The sequence below is a fragment of the Kordiimonas marina genome (assembly GCF_023006325.1).
In the GTDB taxonomy this organism is placed as follows: Bacteria; Pseudomonadota; Alphaproteobacteria; order Sphingomonadales; family Kordiimonadaceae; genus Kordiimonas; species Kordiimonas marina.
Window position 1 is genome coordinate 315,906 of sequence record NZ_JAINDF010000005.1, and the last position, 17,965, is coordinate 333,870.

At 60.0% G+C, this 17,965-nt stretch carries 10 protein-coding genes; 7 read left to right on the forward strand and 3 right to left on the reverse strand.

Features of this window, described 5'->3' with window-relative positions:
• Positions 1 to 8: 8 nt before the first annotated feature.
• The 3 genes from K6118_RS13250 to K6118_RS13260 form a co-directional block, all read right to left on the reverse strand.
• Positions 9 to 1,508: an efflux RND transporter periplasmic adaptor subunit gene (locus K6118_RS13250; protein ID WP_247120857.1), complete on the reverse strand. Its 1,500-nt coding sequence runs from the start codon at positions 1,506 to 1,508 to the stop codon at positions 9 to 11.
• On the reverse strand, positions 1,501 to 2,793 hold the full coding sequence (locus K6118_RS13255) for a TolC family protein (RefSeq protein WP_247120858.1): 1,293 nt from the start codon (positions 2,791 to 2,793) through the stop codon (positions 1,501 to 1,503). Before K6118_RS13255 ends, K6118_RS13250 begins: the two co-directional genes overlap by 8 nt.
• A gap of 636 nt (positions 2,794 to 3,429) precedes the next feature.
• Complete coding sequence (locus K6118_RS13260; protein ID WP_247120859.1) at positions 3,430 to 4,518, reverse strand: helix-turn-helix domain-containing protein; 1,089 nt, start codon at positions 4,516 to 4,518, stop codon at positions 3,430 to 3,432.
• A 233-nt stretch (positions 4,519 to 4,751) separates the two neighbouring features.
• Between K6118_RS13260 and K6118_RS13265 the strand changes: the two genes are divergently transcribed.
• From K6118_RS13265 to K6118_RS13295, 7 genes are all read left to right on the forward strand, one after another.
• Entirely contained in the window at positions 4,752 to 5,831 is a 1,080-nt protein-coding gene (locus K6118_RS13265; RefSeq protein WP_343269971.1) for a TIGR03032 family protein, read from the forward strand.
• A 79-nt stretch (positions 5,832 to 5,910) separates the two neighbouring features.
• Positions 5,911 to 11,085, forward strand: coding sequence for a beta strand repeat-containing protein (locus K6118_RS13270; protein WP_247120861.1), 5,175 nt, complete (start codon positions 5,911 to 5,913; stop codon positions 11,083 to 11,085).
• A gap of 561 nt (positions 11,086 to 11,646) precedes the next feature.
• A complete protein-coding gene (locus K6118_RS13275) occupies positions 11,647 to 13,404 on the forward strand; it encodes an ABC transporter substrate-binding protein (RefSeq protein WP_247120863.1) in 1,758 nt (585 codons plus the stop codon).
• 258 nt (positions 13,405 to 13,662) lie between these two features.
• Positions 13,663 to 14,241, forward strand: coding sequence for a vWA domain-containing protein (locus K6118_RS13280; protein WP_247120864.1), 579 nt, complete (start codon positions 13,663 to 13,665; stop codon positions 14,239 to 14,241).
• An 84-nt stretch (positions 14,242 to 14,325) separates the two neighbouring features.
• On the forward strand, positions 14,326 to 15,897 hold the full coding sequence (locus tag K6118_RS13285; RefSeq protein ID WP_247120865.1) for a phosphate ABC transporter substrate-binding/OmpA family protein: 1,572 nt from the start codon (positions 14,326 to 14,328) through the stop codon (positions 15,895 to 15,897).
• Positions 15,897 to 16,697 carry a hypothetical protein gene (locus K6118_RS13290; protein ID WP_247120866.1) on the forward strand — a complete coding sequence of 267 codons (801 nt, stop codon included), beginning with the start codon at positions 15,897 to 15,899 and terminating at the stop codon, positions 16,695 to 16,697. The genes K6118_RS13285 and K6118_RS13290 overlap by 1 nt, the downstream gene beginning before the upstream one ends.
• 3 nt (positions 16,698 to 16,700) lie before the next feature.
• Complete coding sequence (locus K6118_RS13295) at positions 16,701 to 17,930, forward strand: toxic anion resistance protein (RefSeq protein ID WP_247120867.1); 1,230 nt, start codon at positions 16,701 to 16,703, stop codon at positions 17,928 to 17,930.
• Positions 17,931 to 17,965: the final 35 nt, after the last annotated feature.

Here is a 17,965-nt window from a genome sequence, read left to right on the forward strand (position 1 = left end):
TCTCCGCCTCACATCTTCATCGCGTGGGTGATGACATAGCGGCCGTCCTCACCCCGTTTCAGGGTAAAATGCAGCCGGTCTCCGACCTTGAAGCCGCTGAGGTCGACATCCTCGGCAACGTCGAAATCCATGGTCATGGCAGGCCAGCCGAGCGCCTTGATCGGCCCATGCGCCAGCGTGACTTTATGGCCGCTTGGCAGCGCCTTCAGGGTCCCCATCGCGGAGACGCCGGGCTGAGCATCGGCTTTTGGGGCGGCGGGGTCTGTCGCCATGGCCGGGAGGGCACGGATTTTCTCACCCGGGTCCAGAAGCCGGGTCAGCGCGCTGTTTGCGCTGGCTTCGGAATCGATCAGGAACTGGCCGGAGGTCACGACGTCCTCACCAGCCTTCAGCCCGGCGCGGATCGCGACCCGGTCACCGCTTTCCATGCCGGCGATCACCTCGGCGGGGCGGAAGCGGTCGCCCCCGAGCGCCAGGATCACCCGGTCCATCTTGCCGGTGCGGATGAGCGCCTCGCGCGGGATGGTGACCACACCCTTGACCGGCGCGGCTTCGATGATGATTTCGCCATACATGTTGGGCCTCAAGCGCCCGTCCTTGTTGTCAAAGGCCAGCCGCACCTGCAGCGTGCGGGTGCCGGCATCCAGAAGCGGGTAGATATAATCGACCGTGCCCCTCAAGGTCTCACCCGGGAAGGCGTCCAGCGTCATTGAGACCGGCTGGCCCTTTTTCACCCACCCCGCCTGGCTTTCGAACACATCGACCTTGACCCACACGACCGAAAGGTCGGCGAGCGAAAAGACCGTAGTGGCCGGTTTCACATACATGCCCTCGGCAATCGGCAGGGCGAGGATCACACCATCCTGCGGCGCCCGCACCTCGACAAGCTGGCGGATCTTGCGGCTGCGCTTCAGCGTATCTATTTGGCCCGCGTCCATGCCGAGCGCCGCCAGGCGGTCACGCGAGGCATCGATAAGCCCGTTTTGGCCAAGCCGGAGGGCCTGCACATATTCGGCCTGGGCGTTGACTAGCTCGGGTGAGTAAAGCTCGAAGATGAGCTCGCCCTTTTTCACCTGTTCGCCCTCGGCCTTGCGGTAGAGCTTCTCGATCCAGCCGGCGGTGCGCACATGCACGTGGGAGGTCTTGTTCTCATCCACCGCCACATAGCCGACGGTGTTGATCTCCCGCGCCAGGTCGCCGGTTTCCGCGGTGGCGGTTCGCACACCGATATTGTTGACGACCGCCGGGTCGATCCTGAGTGCGTCCTTGCTGTCCGCCGCTTCATCGGCATAGACCGGCACAAGGTCCATGCCCATGGGCGATTTTCCCGGCTTGTCGCGCTTGTAGTTGGCGTCCATCGGCGCCACCCAATACAGAATTTCGCGCTCTTTCTTCGCCTTGCCCGCAATCGGGGGCACGGGCGGCGGGCTCGTGGTGATCACGCCCACGCCATAGCCGAGGGCGATACCGGCGACCAGCGTCGCGGCGATGAGTAGGTTCTTATTCATTGTTTTCCCCCTCGAGGAACAGCAGCCGGGCCTGGGCCTTATAGCGGTCGGTCTCCAGCTTCAGGAGCGTGAGTTCGGTATTGAGTTCGGCGAGCCGGGTGCGGATAAGCTCCGGAAAGTCGGTCACGCCGCTTCTATAGGACAGGACCGAGGCCTCGGCGGTGTCTTTCGCCCGTTTGATGACGGCGGATTTATAGAGCGTGATGCGCTTGCCGGTCTCCTGCCAGTCGGCATAGGCGGTATCCAGCTTTTCCCTGAGGTCCCGCAGCGTGGCATCCTCGCTCAGCGTGGCGGCCTGGCGCGCTTTCTTGGCGGCGGCGGCCATCTTGTCCTGGCGCTTGCCGGTAAAGATGGGCAGGTCCATGGTCACGCCGACCGAGGCGAAGTCCGCCCGGTCGCTGCCGCGGGCGCCATAGCCCACATTCACGGCCCAGCCGGGTTTATATTGCTCGTGCGCGATATCCACGTCGCGCGCGGCCGCGTCGGTCTTGGCGGCCAATATCCGGACAGCCGGATGCTGCGGCAGCAGTTTCGCTATGACATCCCGGGCGTCCGGGTGTGTCATGGCCGGCCAGGAGGGTGATACCGTCCGGGCCGCGGCGGCGGTGCCGATCCGGCGGCTGAGCCGCGCCCGGGCCATGGCTTCACCGCGCCCGATCGCCACCAGCTTGTCGTCGAGGAGGCTGAGCTCAAGCTCGGCGCGCAGGATATCCTGGCTGTTGCTGCGACCGGTGGCATAGACGGCGCGCACCACTTCAATGAGTTCCTTCACCGCCTGCCGGCTCTTGCGTACCTCCTGGGCGGCATGAACCCAGTAATAGAGGTCCAGCCAGTTCGCCCGGGTATCCAGCACCACCTCGCGCTGGCGCAGCGCGGTCATGAAGCGTTCGCCTTCCGCCATCGCCGTCATCTTCTGGCGCTTATAGTCCAGCGTCTTACCCTTGGGAAAAGCCTGGCTCAGCCCGACCTGGATCTGGGTCATCGGCTCCTGCGTATAGCTGAAGCTATCGGTCGGCCAGTTGGCGAGACCAACCTTGAGCTTGGGGTCGGGCAGCTGCGCCGCCGCAGTCGCCTGGTCGTCGAGCGCGGATGCCCGTTCACCCGGTTCAAGCAGGTAGGGGTCGTCGGAATGGAGCGCCAGCCGTACCGCCTCCTCAAGCGTCAGCGCGGGGGCAGCGGCCGGCTTCTGGGAAGCTGCCGCTTCCGGACTGGTGATCGGTTCTGCCGCGGAAACCGAAAGCGAAAACGCCAGGGCGGCCGCTGTTGCGAACATGATTCTGGCCATGGATATACCTCTGTTCAAAAAGTCGGTTTGTCATGCCCGTGGCGCATTTCCACCACCAGCATGAACACAACAGGGCAGGGGCGAAGACGCGCCTGCTTAAACGAACAGAGAGATGCGTGGAGGGGGTGTATGCAGTTTCGGGCTGACCGGTGACGCGGTCACCGGAGCAACATGATACAGGGGACGCGTAACGGGCTGGGCCTGTTCAAAAACCGGCGCAGCGGGAAGCAGGAAGGAGCCGGCGGCAGTGACGCCACACATGACCTGGCAGCCTTTAGGACATCCGGGGCACGCTTTCCCGGCCTGCATCTGCATAGGCCCGGTGTGGGCGGATGCAGCCATGGCGGTGCCATGCGGGCAGCAGCCATGCGACAGCTCAGCTGCCGCGGCGGGTGCCACGGCCATAGCGAATGCCACAATCAGGGCAACCGATAGATGCCTTATGTCTTTCAGAAGCTGCATATACACAAGCCTATCGTACACCGGACCTATATTGTCAATCTTGGCGGCGCTTTTCACAAGGAGTTGAAACCTTGAGGACAGCGAGCTTCATGGCCGGGATTTTTTCGTCGGGCGTGTCGCCTGGACGTTCGCAGCGGGGCTGACCGGGTGGTTGTTCCATCCCCGGCAGCTGGGTCAGGTTACAAGATTCGCGATCCAGAATTCATATTTTCGATCGCCGAAAGCCGCGGTTTTGTTGAGCAAACCCGGGCGACCGGATGCTTCGGCGAGATAAAACTCGCGTGTTTCTGTCGGGGAAAAGCCGAACTGCTGCTTATAGGCGCGGGCGAAGCTGCTTTGGTCGGAGAAGCCCAGCGAATAGGCGATCGATTTGACCGACCGTGCCGTCGGGCTGCTGTTCAACAACCGCCTGGCGACCAGAAGCCGCCGGTTGCGGACCAGGGCCATGACCCCGCCGATGGGCCGGCATATCCGGAATAGGGACGCGCGCGACACACCTATATGCCGGGCGATCATGTCGGGATCCAGCGTGGTCAAATGGATGTTTTTGTCGATAAATTGCTTCACTGTCATCAGGGCAGCCTGATCCAGAACGCTGCCGACCTTGTCGACCGTATCGGGCGCTTTGCCCACGGTAACCGCGAGGAGTTCCAGCGTTGGGTCCACCAGCGCACCGGCGTCTTCCGGGGCGAGGCTCGAGGCGTTCTGGTACATGGTCATGATATAGTTGCGCAGGATAAGGTTGAGTGGCGTGTTGGCCTTCAGGACATGCAGATGCAGGGTGTGAAGCGCCGGCATGAAGGTTTCAAGCCGGTCCCTGGCAATGACCAGGCTCATGTTATCGAACACGCCACGTCCCGCGCCTGAGCGTGCCGCATTCGGGTTCGCGATCGAATTCAGCTCCTGCGCCATATCGATGATCTGGATGTCGCCGGGGCTCGTGCGCACAATGCCGTTCGGGGTCAGGAGCGTATTGTCCCCCTCCATATAGAACTGGATGAGGATGTGATCCATATTGTGCCGCGCGACCGTTTTCTTGTCGCGCGCGAAGGCCTGGCCGTTGGTCCTGCACCGGGCAAACATCAACGGGCCGATCATGTAACTTTCGACATCCGCCTCGAAGCTCTGTGCCAGGGTGTTTTCGGTTGGGTTAACCTCAAAAATAGCTGAAATACTGTCTTCCCAGGCATCGTATTTATGCTTGGGATCCAAGGCCTGCGTACTGAAATGAGAACGGTCGATCACCGATGCGGTATCGGGCATATTCTGCTCACGTTCATGATTACTTCCAATGTTCTAATACCAAGTCACGCGGCAGATCACACTATATTTGCGGGCATAGTGCCCGACTTGAGACCAAATGCAAAGCCTTTGAGACGGTATGCATAGTCAATAGCATTGTCGCGCTCCCCTCAATGACTGAACGTAGGGTGGACCTGTGGGCTGCCCGGGTATCGCCGGGGTCCATAGGCACGTTATTGGGGACCAACATGAATATGATTGCCACGAAGCCCGCAGCCTCTGCGGAGGCCAAGCCCACGGGTTTGGAGATGACGACCTCACGCCAGTTCACGAGTTGGCTTGCGGATATGGAGGCCAGCCTGGCCTTCACCACCTATCAGGCAGGCAAGCTCTTCATGCTGAGCGCCGGGGCAGATGGCAACTTGGGCGTGTTTGAACGTTCGATCGAGCGCTGCATGGGGCTGGCCGTGTCCGGCAACAGTCTCTATGTCAGCAGTCTCTATCAGATTTGGCGATTTGAAAATATCATGGTGCCGGGGGAACCCCGCGATGGCTTCGATGCCTGCTTTACCCCGCAGATGTCCTATGTCACCGGGGATCTTGATGTCCATGATATGGCAGCCGACAGCGATGGTGACCTTATTTTCGTCAACACGCTGTTCGGCTGCCTAGCCAAACCCTCACTGTCCGCGAGCTTTACCCCGCTGTGGCACCCGTCGTTCCTGAGCAAGCTGGCCCCCGAGGACCGCTGCCACCTGAACGGCATGGCCATGGGGGCAAACGGCCCGGAATATGTGACGGCGGTCTCCGAAAGCGATGTTGCCGACGGCTGGCGTGATAAACGCGCCTCAAGCGGTGTGGTGATCCATGTCCCCACCGGCGAGGTTGTCGCGCGCGGCCTGTCCATGCCGCATTCGCCGCGCCTCAAGGATGGCATTCTTTACCTGTTGAACAGCGGTACCGGCGAGTTCGGGACCATCGACCCGGAAACGGGCACCTTCACCGCCATCGCCTTCTGCCCTGGCTACGCCCGCGGGCTGACCTTTGTCGGCGACTATGCGGTCATCGGCCTCTCGATGGCGCGGGACAACAAGACCTTCCAGGACCTGCCGCTCGATGGCCTGCTTGCTGAAAAGCAAGCCGACCCCCGCTGTGGGCTGATCGTGGTGGACCTGAAAACCGGGGACACCGTGCATTGGGTCCGGCTCGAAGGCGTGGTGAACGAGCTTTATGACGTCGCGCTCATGCCGGGGATCCGGCGACCGTCCCTGGTCGGCTTCAAGTCAGACGAAATATGCCGGGTGATCAAAGTAGGCGACGCCGCCTCCGCATGACCGGATCCGCCGGGTCGTGACGACTAGATAAGAACAGCTTTTGGGGTGCGAGCCCTCCGACTATTTTGGGAAATATGCAATGCCATCATCAATCAGCTTTCTATCGGACAGCACGGCAAGTTACGAGGAAAACGGCACGGGCATCGTGCGCAATGTCGATGCTTCGCTGGGGGGTGCCAATGTCGATGAGGGCCTGACCTACAGTATCACCGGCGGCAACGACCAGGCGCTGTTCAATATCGACAGTACGACGGGGGCTCTCTCCTTCATCAGCAGTCCGGACTATGAAAACCCGCTCGATGTCGGGGCAGACAATATCTACAACGTCACGGTCACCGCGTCCGGTGGCGGCTCGAACCCCAATAGCCAGGACCTGACCATCACCGTCACCAATGATGTGGTTGAGGCCACGGGTACCCCGGTTACGCAAGGGACGATTCAGCTGTCAGGGCTTGATGCCGGCCGTGGCTTTACCATCGGCGGCGGCCCGGCGGGCAATTTTGCCGGTTCATCGGTGGCGTCAGCAGGCGACATCAATGGCGATGGCTTCGCCGACGTGGTCATTGGTGCGCCAAACAGCTGGTATTACAGCTCCGGTAGCGGCATGGCCTACGTTATCTTTGGCCACGCAGGGGATTCCGGTACGACGGTTGACGTCACCAGTCTCGATGGCAGCAACGGTTTTGCGATGAGCGGCCTCGCTGTTGGGAACAGCACTGGCGGCTCGGTTGCCTCTGCGGGTGATGTCAACGGCGACGGCTATGACGACCTGTTGGTCAGTGCCTATAGCGCGTCCCCCAACGGCAACATGTCGGGCCAGACCTACCTCATCTTCGGCAACGGAAGCGGCTTTCCGGCATCGGTGGACCTGTCCAGCCTCAATGGCAGCAACGGGGTCACCTTCAACGGGTCCGGGGCCTATGATATGGCTGGCGTCTCGGTGGCCGCAGCGGGGGACATCAACGGTGACGGCATCGACGATTTTCTGATCGGGGCCAGGGGCTCAATCCCCTTCTTCGGATCAGGGACCAGCGCCGGCAAGACCTATGTCGTCTTTGGCAACGGCAGCGGTTTTGGCGCAAGCGTGGACCTCGCCAGTCTCGACGGCAGCAATGGCTTCGTCGTCAATGGCATACAGCAGTTTGATATGGCTGGAACGGCTGTCTCTTCCGCCGGCGATGTGAATGGCGATGGCTATGACGATATCCTGATCGGGGCGCCGGGGGTTGGCTCATACACCGGTGCGGCTTACGTGCTGTTTGGCTCCGCCAGCGGGTTTTCGGCGTCTGTCGACCTCGCCAGCCTCGATGGCACCAACGGTTTTGCGCTTCCCGGTCTTGCGACCGGTGACGATACCGGCTGGTCGGTATCGTCCGCAGGCGACATCAATGGCGACGGCTATGACGACATTATGATCGGGGCGAGCACTGCCGATACAAACGGCTCAGATAGCGGGACGACCTATGTGGTTTTCGGTGCGGCGGGTGGTTTTCCGGCTTCCGTCGACCTGTCAGCTCTCAATGGCAGCGACGGCTTTGTGCTTAATGGCGGTAGCAGCGGCGACCGCGCTGGCAAGTCGGTTTCCGCGGCGGGCGACCTCAACGGCGATGGCTATGCCGATATCCTGATCGGCGCGGCCGGCCAGGCCACGAACGGCTCCTATAGTGGCGGAACCTATGTGCTTCTGGGCCATGGCGGCTCCTTTGGCGCCAGCCTCAATCTCTCCACTATTGCAAGCGGCGACGGCAGCACCGGGTTCATGCTGGCGGGTATCGATGCCAATGATGCCAGCGGCAGGGCCGTTGCCACTGCCGGGGACATCAACGGCGACGGCTTCCCAGACTTTATAATCGGGGCGCCGCAAGGTGATTTTGGCGGTAACAATAGCGGTGAGGCCTATGTCGTTTATGGCGAGCCGGTAACGCCCGCAGTTCAGTTTGCGTCGTCCGCAGACCTGACCATGATGGAAAACACGACAGGTGTCGTGACCGATATCAATGCGTCCTTGAATGGCGGCAACGCCGACGAGGGGCTCACCTACAGCATCACCGGCGGGGCCGATCAGGCGGATTTCAGTATCGACAGTCTCACGGGGGTTCTGTCGATCAATACGACGCCTGATTATGAGGCGCGCAACGATGTCGGCAATGACAATGTCTATCAGGTGACTGTCACGGCATCGGGCGGCGGCACGCTCAACAACCAGCAAGCCCTCAATATCACCATTACCAACGATCCATCGGACGATCTGCCCGGCGTCGACCAGCTGTTCGCGCTTGACGGCACGAACGGCACCGCCTTCAACGGGATCGGCGCGAATGACTGGAGCGGTCGGTCGATTTCATCAGCGGGTGACGTCAACGGCGACGGCTATGCCGATATTATTATCGGTGCCCAGGGCGCCAACGCAAACGGTGGTGATAGCGGCCAAAGCTATGTCGTCTTCGGCACAAGTGGCGGCTTTGGCACCTCGTTCGATCTATCGTCCCTCGACGGCAGCAACGGCTTTGCGATCACCGGCGCCCATGCCTATGACAAAAGCGGGCATTCGGTATCGTCGGCGGGGGATGTCAATGGCGACGGATATGATGACCTGCTTGTCGGTGCCTATGCAGCTGATCCCAATGGCTACAGCTCAGGGTCAACCTACGTCATTTTCGGGTCCGCCAGCGGCTTTGCCGCCAATGTCGATCTCGCAAGCCTCGACGGCACGAACGGCTTTGTCCTCAATGGAACCGCGGCATATGAGGATAGCGGCTGGTCCGTTTCCTCCGCAGGCGACGTCAACGGCGACGGCTATGATGATATCCTGATCGGCGCCTATAGGGCCGCCACCAATGGTGCCAACAGCGGCGCAACCTATGTGGTGTTCGGCTCCGCCAGCGGGTTTGCCGCCTCGACGGACCTCTCTACCCTCAATGGCACGAACGGCTTTGTGCTCAACGGCGCCAGCGCGGGTGAAAAAAGCGGCTGGTCCGTTTCCTCCGCCGGTGACGTGAACGGCGACGGCTATGCCGATATTCTGATCGGGGCCTATAAGGCGGCCACTGCCAACGGCAGCCAAAGCGGCGCAACCTATGTGGTGTTTGGCTCCGGCAGCGGGTTTGCCGCCTCGACGGACCTTGCCAGCCTCGACGGCAGCAATGGCTTTGTGATCGATGGCGCCAACGCCTATGACTGGAGCGGCTTTTCGGTCTCGTCGGCAGGCGACGTCAATGGCGACGGTTATGACGATATCCTGATCGGTGCCCATGGCGCCGACCCGAACGGGGCCTATAGTGGCGCCGCTTATGTGGTGTTCGGCTCGGCCGGTGGGTTTTCCCCGACCCTCGATCTTTCAAGCCTCGATGGCACCAACGGCTTTGCCATCAATGGTGCCAATGCCAATGACCGCGCCGGTTTTTCCGTTTCTTCGGCAGGCGACATCAACGGCGACGGCTATGATGATATCCTGGTGGGGTCTTACCTTGCCGATCCCTATTTCAACAATGCGGGCGCGACATACGTCATTTACGGTTCTGCCAGCGGCTTCGGTCCCAGCATCGAACTGTCCAGCCTGGCGGCGGGGGACCGCAGCGTCGGCTATGTCATCAATGGTGCCCATCTCGGTGACAGTAGCGGCAAAGCCGTTGCTGCAGCCGGTGATGTGAATGGTGACGGGGCTGATGACCTCCTGATCGGCGCCCCTTATGCGGCTCCGCACGCCACGAACAATGGCCAAACGTATCTGCTGTACGGCACGCTGCCTCCCACGCCAGCGGTTATCGGCGGTAACACCAGCGGCAGCATAGGCGAGAATGCGACCAGCGCGCTCACCGGCCATCTGACCATCAGCGATGTCAATGGCGCCGCCGAGGAAAGCTTCAATGGCGACACCCTCGATGGCACCTACGGCAGCCTGACCATCGATGCCAATGGCGACTGGAGCTATGACCTCAACGGCAGCAACGCGACCGTGCAGGCCCTTCAGGCGGGCGATACGCTCGGGGATACCCTGACCGTGCATTCGGTTGATGGCACCGCGCAGGATATCGTCATCACTATCGATGGCGCCAACGACGCGCCGTCCGCACCGGTATTGACCAGTAGCGGCGTTGAGGAAAACGCCGCCGGGGCCTTCGTCGGGACGCTATCCGCGCACGACCCCGAAGGGTCCGCCGTTACGTTCAGAACCGATGACAGCCGGTTCCATATCATCGACGACCAATTGTGGCTCCGGGACGGTGTCTCGCTCGACTATGAAACCACGCCCAGCCTTTCGGTCCAGGTCTATGCTTCCGATGCACAGGGGCTCAACAGCGCCCGTATCGTCCAGGTCTCCGTCCTCGATGTCGTCGAGGGCGAGGTCGATAAAGGCACCAACGGCAACGACAGCATCATGGGTACCGGCGCGGGTGATACGATCACAGGCGGCGCGGGCAACGACACACTCGACGGCGGCGCCGGCAACGACACGATTACCAAGTCGGGGAGCGATACCGGTCACGATGTCATCGTCGGCGGTGCCGGGAATGACCGGATCGGCGCGGGCGGCGGCAACGATTTTGTGGTTGGTGACGGCGCATCCGATGGCGCCAACCATCAGATACTGAACCAAAATGACAATACCGGCGTTGACGGCAGCGACACCATCATGGGCGGCAACGGCGACGATACGCTGCTCGGCGGCGGTTGGGACGACAGCCTCGTCAATGACAACGGCCATTATGATGACGGCGAGGAAGTCGAGGCCGGCACCGGCAAGAACACCATCTGGGCAGGCCAGGGCAATGATGTCGCCGTCGGCTCCGGGGGTGATGACCGGCTCGGGGGCGGCGCCAATGATGACTATCTCAAGGGGCTCGACGGCAATGACACGCTCTTCGGCGGTGCCGGCGACGACACGTTGCTTGGCGGCACGGGGGATGACCTGATCTATAACGGCCAAGGCAACGACAGCGTTGAGGGCGGCGCGGGCGCCGACACCCTGTGGGCCGGTGCGGGGGACGATACCCTCACGGGCGGCGCGGGTGCCGACACGTTCGTCTTCGGGGCGGTCTCGGGGGACGATACGATCACCGATTTCGACACGACCGAGGACAGCCTTGACCTGGCATCGCGCGGCTTCGCCGACCTGGCGGCGCTCACGGCGGCCAGCACCGAAACCACAGTGAACGGTCAGTCAGGTCTGCTCATCGACCTGGGCGGCGGCGACAGCGTGTTCCTGGCCGGTCTTGTCGTGAGCAATATCGGCAGCATGGACATCACCCTATAGCCGCGCCTCATTGCCAAGTTTTAGCGCGTATGCGTCACCCTATATACCGCGTGACACATAAGGTAAGTCGGAGCTGACATCATGAACGCGATGGCTGGGTGCCGTCGCGTTTTCTTTGCCTCTCTTCAGAGAGATATGAGGACCCGTTCATCGCCCTAGGTGGCGGTGATGACGTATATGGATTGGGTCTTCCGCTTGGTATCGCCTTGCAATCAGAGCGTCCATTTTCACTCCTGCCTTGTGGTTATTTTTCAACCATGGCATGAAGGGAAAGGGGGGAGAACGATCGGTCTAGTCCATCGGCGGATTTTTGTCAGTTATTGTCTGAAAAACATCCTATGCCGGACTGAAGAGGCCAAGGCTAATTTCCCTATTGTAATATTACGTTAACACGCTGAAATATAAATAGAAAATTGACCAGTCACCAAGTCGTTGTGGTAGAAAAAAGCAACTGGAAATTTCAAAAACAGGTTAAATTCCGACCGGCCGTCACCATATCAGTATGAACCGGTACTGCTTAAGACAGTCGGACGCGAGACAATTTATGAGGGGGGTCACACCATGATCCGTAGAGTTGGAAAAGCTGCCGTTGCAGCAGCTGCAGCGCTGTTCCTTGTGCTGCCGGCACAAGCCATCAACTATATGACACTTAAGCCAATGTCGCAGGTGGTTCGCACCGGCGCACAGTCCTGCGCAGCGCAATCCGGACCGACCAGGGTGCCGGTCATTGCATGGGGCGGAGATATCGCCACCAGCTATGCTAATGGTAGCAAAAAACGCACCGTGGCCGGGAGCCTGATGGACAAGGCGCACCTCAATATCGAACTCTATCGCCAGGATGATTTCGCCAAACAGGTTGCTGACTATATGTCTTGCCGGACACCGTTCCTGCGCGGCACCCTCGGCATGTTGACAGCGGCGAGTGATGTTACCTCCCGTGACCCGCGGACAGACATGGTGGTCATCTATCAGATGACCTGGTCCGCAGGTGGTGACGCGCTTGTCGTCCGCCAAGGAATTGAAAAGCCCGCTGACCTCAAGGGCAAGACCATCGCAGTGCAGGCCTATGGCCCTCATATGGACTATTTGACCACTATTCTCCGGGATGCCGGTCTTAAGCCAGGCGATGTGCATATCAAATGGGTACGTGACCTGATCGAGCTTGATCATACCAGCTCATCGCCAGCGATGGCGCTTCGGTCGGATTCTTCGGTAGACGCCGCCTTTGTGATCAGTCCGGATGCTCTGGCGCTGACATCAGGCGGCGCGGTTGGCACCGGTGGTGAGGATAGCGTGCGGGGTGCCCATATCCTTCTGTCCACCAAGACGGCCAACCGTGTGATTTCCGATGTTTACGCCGTTCGCCGTGACTATTTCGACAGTCACAAGGCGAAGGTGCAGGCTTTCGTGAACGCCCTGATGCAGGCTGATGAACAAACCCGTACCCTGTTCAAGGAACGTCAGACCCGCGCGAGCGACTATAAAACCATGATTGAGGGGGCAGCCCTTCTGCTTCTCGATAGCGCAGATGCCGTTGAAGATACTGCAGCCATGTATGGCGACGCCGAATTTGTTGGCTTCAGCGGAAACGTGCGTTTCTTTACAGACCTTGCCTATCCGCGCGGGTTCAAACCGCTGACGACCGAGATCCAGTCTTCTTTCGAGCAATTGGGGCTGCTTTCCAGCGCCAAGCCGATCGCTGATGCTGGCTGGTCCTACAACAACCTGGCCGTGGGCATCAGCGATACCAGCATGGCTGAAGCGCCGCGCTTCAACAAAAGCGCTGTCGACCAGTTGGTCGCCCGGCGCCAGAGCCAGAATTCGGCATCCGAAGGCGAGCTGTTCCGCTTCGAAATCTATTTCGCCCCCAACCAGAACACGTTCCCGGCTGACCAGTACCGGGCAGCGTTCGATCAGGTGATCAATCTCGCATCCACGTATGGTGGCGCGCTCCTGACCATTGAAGGTCACAGCGACCCCCTGGGGTATCTCCGCCGGAAAAAGGCCGGTGCTTCTGTGATAGAGCTGTCCTCCATCAAGCAGGCCAGTCGCAACCTCAGCTACACGCGGGCGAACGCCGTGCGTCAGAGCATCATCAATTATGCCCACAGCAAGGGTATCACGCTCGATCCCTCTCAGTTCGGCGTCTCGGGCCTCGGCGTCAGCCGGCCCAACACCCCTGGCTGTTCCTATGATGCCACAGGCGATATTTCTCTCACCTGTGCGCCGAAGACCAAGGCACAGTGGAACGCAACCCGAAGGGTGGTGTTCCGGGTAATCCAGGTTGAAGCTGAACCTGATGTCTTCCGGCCGCTTTGAGGGGGATAGCCAATGCGTAGCTCCAGAAACAAATCGGGCTCAAAGCTCGGTGGAATTATCTTTGTTGTTATCTTCATAGGTGCCAGTTGGCTGTTTTCTCCAGCTGACGGCAACAAGAACACGCCAAGCCAACAGCCGACGACGAGTTCATCCCAGGAGGCCAGCACAGAGCCTAGCTATACGCCCCCTCCGCATGGGGACGACCCTGCCGTGTGGCCGCCAGCTTCGACTGTGGCTGTTCAGGTGGCGGGCAATCCGATGGCCAGCAATTATCTGATCATGCTGGATACCAGCGGCAGCATGGGGGAGACCAGTTGCGGTGGATCGGCAACCAAGATCAATGCTGCCAAGAGCGCGATCAAAAGCTTTTTCCGGCACCTGGCCCCAGGGACCAATGTGGGCCTTTATAGCTTCAGCTCTGATGTCAGGAAGGTTATGCCGCTCGGCCGATATACGCATGAGCAGTTTGATACCCGTATCGACAGGCTGAGTGCGGACGGGGCGACACCGCTCCGGCAGGCGCTTGTCACCAGTGAAAAGGTGTTGAGGGCTCAGGCCCAGGCGCAGGGTGGATATGGCAGCTATAACCTGGTTCTGGTGACCGACGGTCAGTCGTCTGATGGAAAGCCGGGACCTGTTGCCAAGGCCATCGCAAGCGACACAGCCATCAATATCAATGTGGTCGGTTTCTGCACCGGGCAGGATCATTCACTCAACCTGCCGGGTTACACCCGGTTTTCGACAGCTGATTCGGCCGATCAACTGGTGCAAAGCCTGTCTAAGGCTGTGAAGCCGGAACAGGATGTCTTCGACGTGAGCGATTTCAGCGACGACTAATGGCTCATATGAGCACAGGGAGGGGGTGTTCGCACTCCCGCCACAAGACGGAACCGAAAGCAGCATATTCAGGACCAGGCGACTATGACCAGAACGGCTAAAGGGGCACTTGCCCTGCTTATTCTCGGACTTACCCTGATCGTGGGCTATTTTCTCTTTTCCGAGAAACAGGCCGAAGACGAGCAGGTGGCGTCAAGTGACGCCGCCCAGTCAAAAGGCGTGATCCGTGTCGGTGTGGACAATTTCACCGGCTATTTCCCGCTCTGTTCGCCCATGATGAAAAGTCTGATGCTGTCGGACGGTTACAGGCTCGAATGTGTGGAGGACAAGGCCGACTATAACGACCGTTTTGCTCGTCTCGCCGCGGGCAAACTCGACTATGCGGTTGGTACGGTCGATGCCTATCTGCTGATGGGGGCGCCGCACCGCTATCCGGGTGTGATCGTTTCCGTCCTCGACGAAAGCAAGGGGGCCGATGCCATCGTCGCCCGCGCCAGTGTCATCAAGAACATGAGCGACTTCAAGAGCAAGCCGGATGTCAAAGTCGCCTTCACGCCCGATTCCCCCAGCGACCACTTGCTGAAAGTGGCGAGCGTGCATTTCGACATCGACGCGGTCAAGGACCGGAAGGGGTCCTGGCGGGTGGAGACGGACGGTTCCGCGGCGGCTTTGAAGGCGCTTCTGGATCACAAGGCCGATGTCGCTGTCCTGTGGGAGCCCGATGTTTCGAAGGCGCTGGCGGAACCTGGGATCGTCAAGATTCTCGGCACGGAGCAAACTGATCGGCTGATCGTCGATGTGCTGATCGCTGGCCACCAGGTTGAGACTGATACGCCGGAGCGGACAGAGACCCTGCTGGCCAACTATTTCCGTACCCTGAAACATTATCGAGACCACCCTGACGAATTCGACGCGCAGCTAGCCACCTATGGCGGGGTATCGGTCAAACAGGCCGAGATACTGCGTGCGGGCATTAAGTGGATTTCGCTCAACGAAAATGCCGCGGAATGGATGGGTGGGGTGCGCCTGGCCGGTCGTCCGGTCCAGAATGGCCTGTATGAAGCCATTGACAGGACGCTGGATATCCAGCGCGACGTTGGAGATTTCACCACAAACCCGCTACCGGAGGGGGACCCCCGCCGCATCATCAGTTCGCGGGAGGTCAGCAACCTGTTCAATCATGGTATCCGCGCCGGTTTCACGGGTAGCCCTTCTATTGGGTCCACTACGCCGGAAGCCGGCACGCAGGATTTCCCGCCACTTTCAGCCGCAGCCTGGGACAAGCTTCAGGATGTCGGTAACCTGAAGGTCCGGCCGATCCAGTTCGAAAGCGGAACCGCTGTCCTGACCCGGACAGGTAAGGAACAGGTCGATGAAATCGCCAACGTTCTAAAAACCTATCCCAATTTTCGCTTCGTGATCCAGGGCCATACCAGTGCCCGCGGGGACGCCCAGATCAACCATACCCTGTCGCAGGAACGCGCGGAGGCGGTGAAGCGATATCTAAACATCACCTACAATTTTGATACCGACCGGATGCGCGCGGTTGGTTTCGGCGGGGACCGGCCGCTGCCACGTCGCCCTGGAGAATCGACCCGCGCTTACCGGGCGCGCCTGCCACGGGTGGAAATCCAGTTGGTGTCGGAGGCCTTTTGATGAGCGAAGGCCAGAATCTCCAGCTCTATTCTCGGACGGCCATCCGGCAAAGTGTGCGCACAAGCAGCGTCAACCATCCGATCACCCTGTATCCGATGGCGCTCGGCGTCCTTGGCCTTGTCGCAGGTGGCTTGTTCGGCCTGCCGGCGATCATGGCAGCCGGGGCGGGAGGGTTGGCCCTCGGCGCCGGCAATTTCATCACCAGCTATTATCTTCGCTACGACACGTTGGCACGTCGTCACATGAAAGAACTACATGACGCCATGGTGGCGCGGCTCAAGAACCGGCCAACCGAACTCGCCGCCGAATGCCGCCGTCATGACTTTTCCCGCGGTCAGGAACAGCTCAGCCTTGCGGAAGCGAAATATGGCGAATTCATTGATGCGCTCGGGCGCAAGTTCGATACCGGCGAACTGACCTACGGCCGCTATGCCGGCGTCGCGCAGACCGTCTATTTTGCCATTCTCGAAAACCTGGAACTGGCAACCGCCAAACTGGCGAGCGTGCAGTCCATCGACCCTGAAAGCCTCAGTCAGCGGATTACGGACCTCAAGAAAAAGGGCGTTGATGCCGATGAGATCCAGTCCCTCGAGGTGCGGCTCGGTCTGCGCACAAGTGCATTCGTCGATGTCGACAAACTCCTTGCCCATAATGAGCGGGCCCTGACTCTGCTTGATGAAACCGCGCTCAAGGTTGCGGGAATACAGACCAAGAAAGTTGGTGCGGTGCGCGACGCCGACCTTGCAATGAAAGAACTTGAACTGCTGGCTGCGCGTGCAGCGGATTATGAAGGAAAGTGAACCATGACGGACACGCAAACCAAGACGATGGTAAAATCCGAGAGCAGCCTCAGCTTGTCGCTGCCGCCGGTTGCTGAGATGAAAGGCGAGTTGGTTCCTTATGAACAGGTGCCTGGCAAGAAAACGGCACCGGATGTAGACCCTGCCCTGGCAGGGGCAGCGGACCGGTTCGTAGATATGGTGCTGACCACGGACCTGGACGGTATGGCCCGGGCTAAGCAGCGCGCCGAGGTTGATACCATGGGTCTCGAACTGCAGCGCCAGTCAGCCAACCAAAACCGGCTTTTGCAGGAACCGATCCGCAACCTGTCGCAGGCGGGGTCCGACGGCGGGCCTGTCGCCAATGCCCTTATCGACCTCAAGACCCAGGTGGATGACCTCAACCCCACCCACATGGATTTCTCGGTTTCGAGCCTGGCCCGCGCCTTTTCATGGCTGCCGCTCGTCGGAAACAAGCTTGAGCGCTATTTCCTGCGTTTCGAAACGAGCCAGGGCATTCTTGACCAGATCACCACCAGTCTCGAGGAAGGCAAGAACAAGCTTGAGCGCGACAATATCACTCTGAGCCATGAACAGAGCCGAATGCGCGAACTCAGCATCCAGCTCGCAAAGCAGGTCCAACTGGGACAGCTGATTGACGCAAAGCTTGAAGCCGCTGCCACCAGCATTGCCGGTACCGATGCCGAACGCTCGGTGTTCATTCAGGAAGAGCTCCTGTTCCCGCTCCGTCAGCGCATTATGGACCTGCAACAGCAGGTGGCGGTTAACCAGCAGGCTGTGCTGGCGATGGAAGTGATCATCCGCAACAACCGCGAGCTTATCCGCGGTGTGGACCGCGCTCTCAATGTGACGGTCAGTGCCCTATCGGTGGCTGTGACAGTCGCGCTGGCCCTCAATAATCAGAAACTGGTGCTTGACCGTATCACCGCCCTCAACACCACCACGTCAAACCTTATTTCGGGCACTGCGCGCCAGCTCAGGACCCAGGGTGTGGAAATCCAGAAACAGGCTAGCTCGGCCATGCTGGACATGAACGCGCTCAAGTCGGCTTTCGACGATATCGAGCAAGCGCTTGATGAGATCGCCCGGTATCGCCAGGAAGCCCTGCCGATGATGGCGTCTCAGATTGTCGAGCTCAATACCATGAATGCGAAGGCATCCGAGGCCATCGCGAAAATGGAGCGTGGCAAGGGCGCTGCCGACAGTGTCACCAACCTTGACGGACAACAATAACCGCCGCTTCAAAGCGGATATCTTTCAACACGATC

Bases quoted from the DNA above. Each gene is read 5' to 3' on its own strand.
- K6118_RS13250 (WP_247120857.1), bottom strand. From the start codon at position 1,508: ATGAATAAGAACCTACTCATCGCCGCGACGCTGGTCGCCGGTATCGCC.
- K6118_RS13255 (WP_247120858.1), bottom strand. From the start codon at position 2,793: ATGGCCAGAATCATGTTCGCAACAGCGGCCGCCCTGGCGTTTTCGCTT.
- K6118_RS13260 (WP_247120859.1), bottom strand. From the start codon at position 4,518: ATGCCCGATACCGCATCGGTGATCGACCGTTCTCATTTCAGTACGCAG.
- K6118_RS13265 (WP_343269971.1), top strand. From the start codon at position 4,752: ATGATTGCCACGAAGCCCGCAGCCTCTGCGGAGGCCAAGCCCACGGGT.
- K6118_RS13270 (WP_247120861.1), top strand. From the start codon at position 5,911: ATGCCATCATCAATCAGCTTTCTATCGGACAGCACGGCAAGTTACGAG.
- K6118_RS13275 (WP_247120863.1), top strand. From the start codon at position 11,647: ATGATCCGTAGAGTTGGAAAAGCTGCCGTTGCAGCAGCTGCAGCGCTG.
- K6118_RS13280 (WP_247120864.1), top strand. From the start codon at position 13,663: ATGGCCAGCAATTATCTGATCATGCTGGATACCAGCGGCAGCATGGGG.
- K6118_RS13285 (WP_247120865.1), top strand. From the start codon at position 14,326: ATGACCAGAACGGCTAAAGGGGCACTTGCCCTGCTTATTCTCGGACTT.
- K6118_RS13290 (WP_247120866.1), top strand. From the start codon at position 15,897: ATGAGCGAAGGCCAGAATCTCCAGCTCTATTCTCGGACGGCCATCCGG.
- K6118_RS13295 (WP_247120867.1), top strand. From the start codon at position 16,701: ATGACGGACACGCAAACCAAGACGATGGTAAAATCCGAGAGCAGCCTC.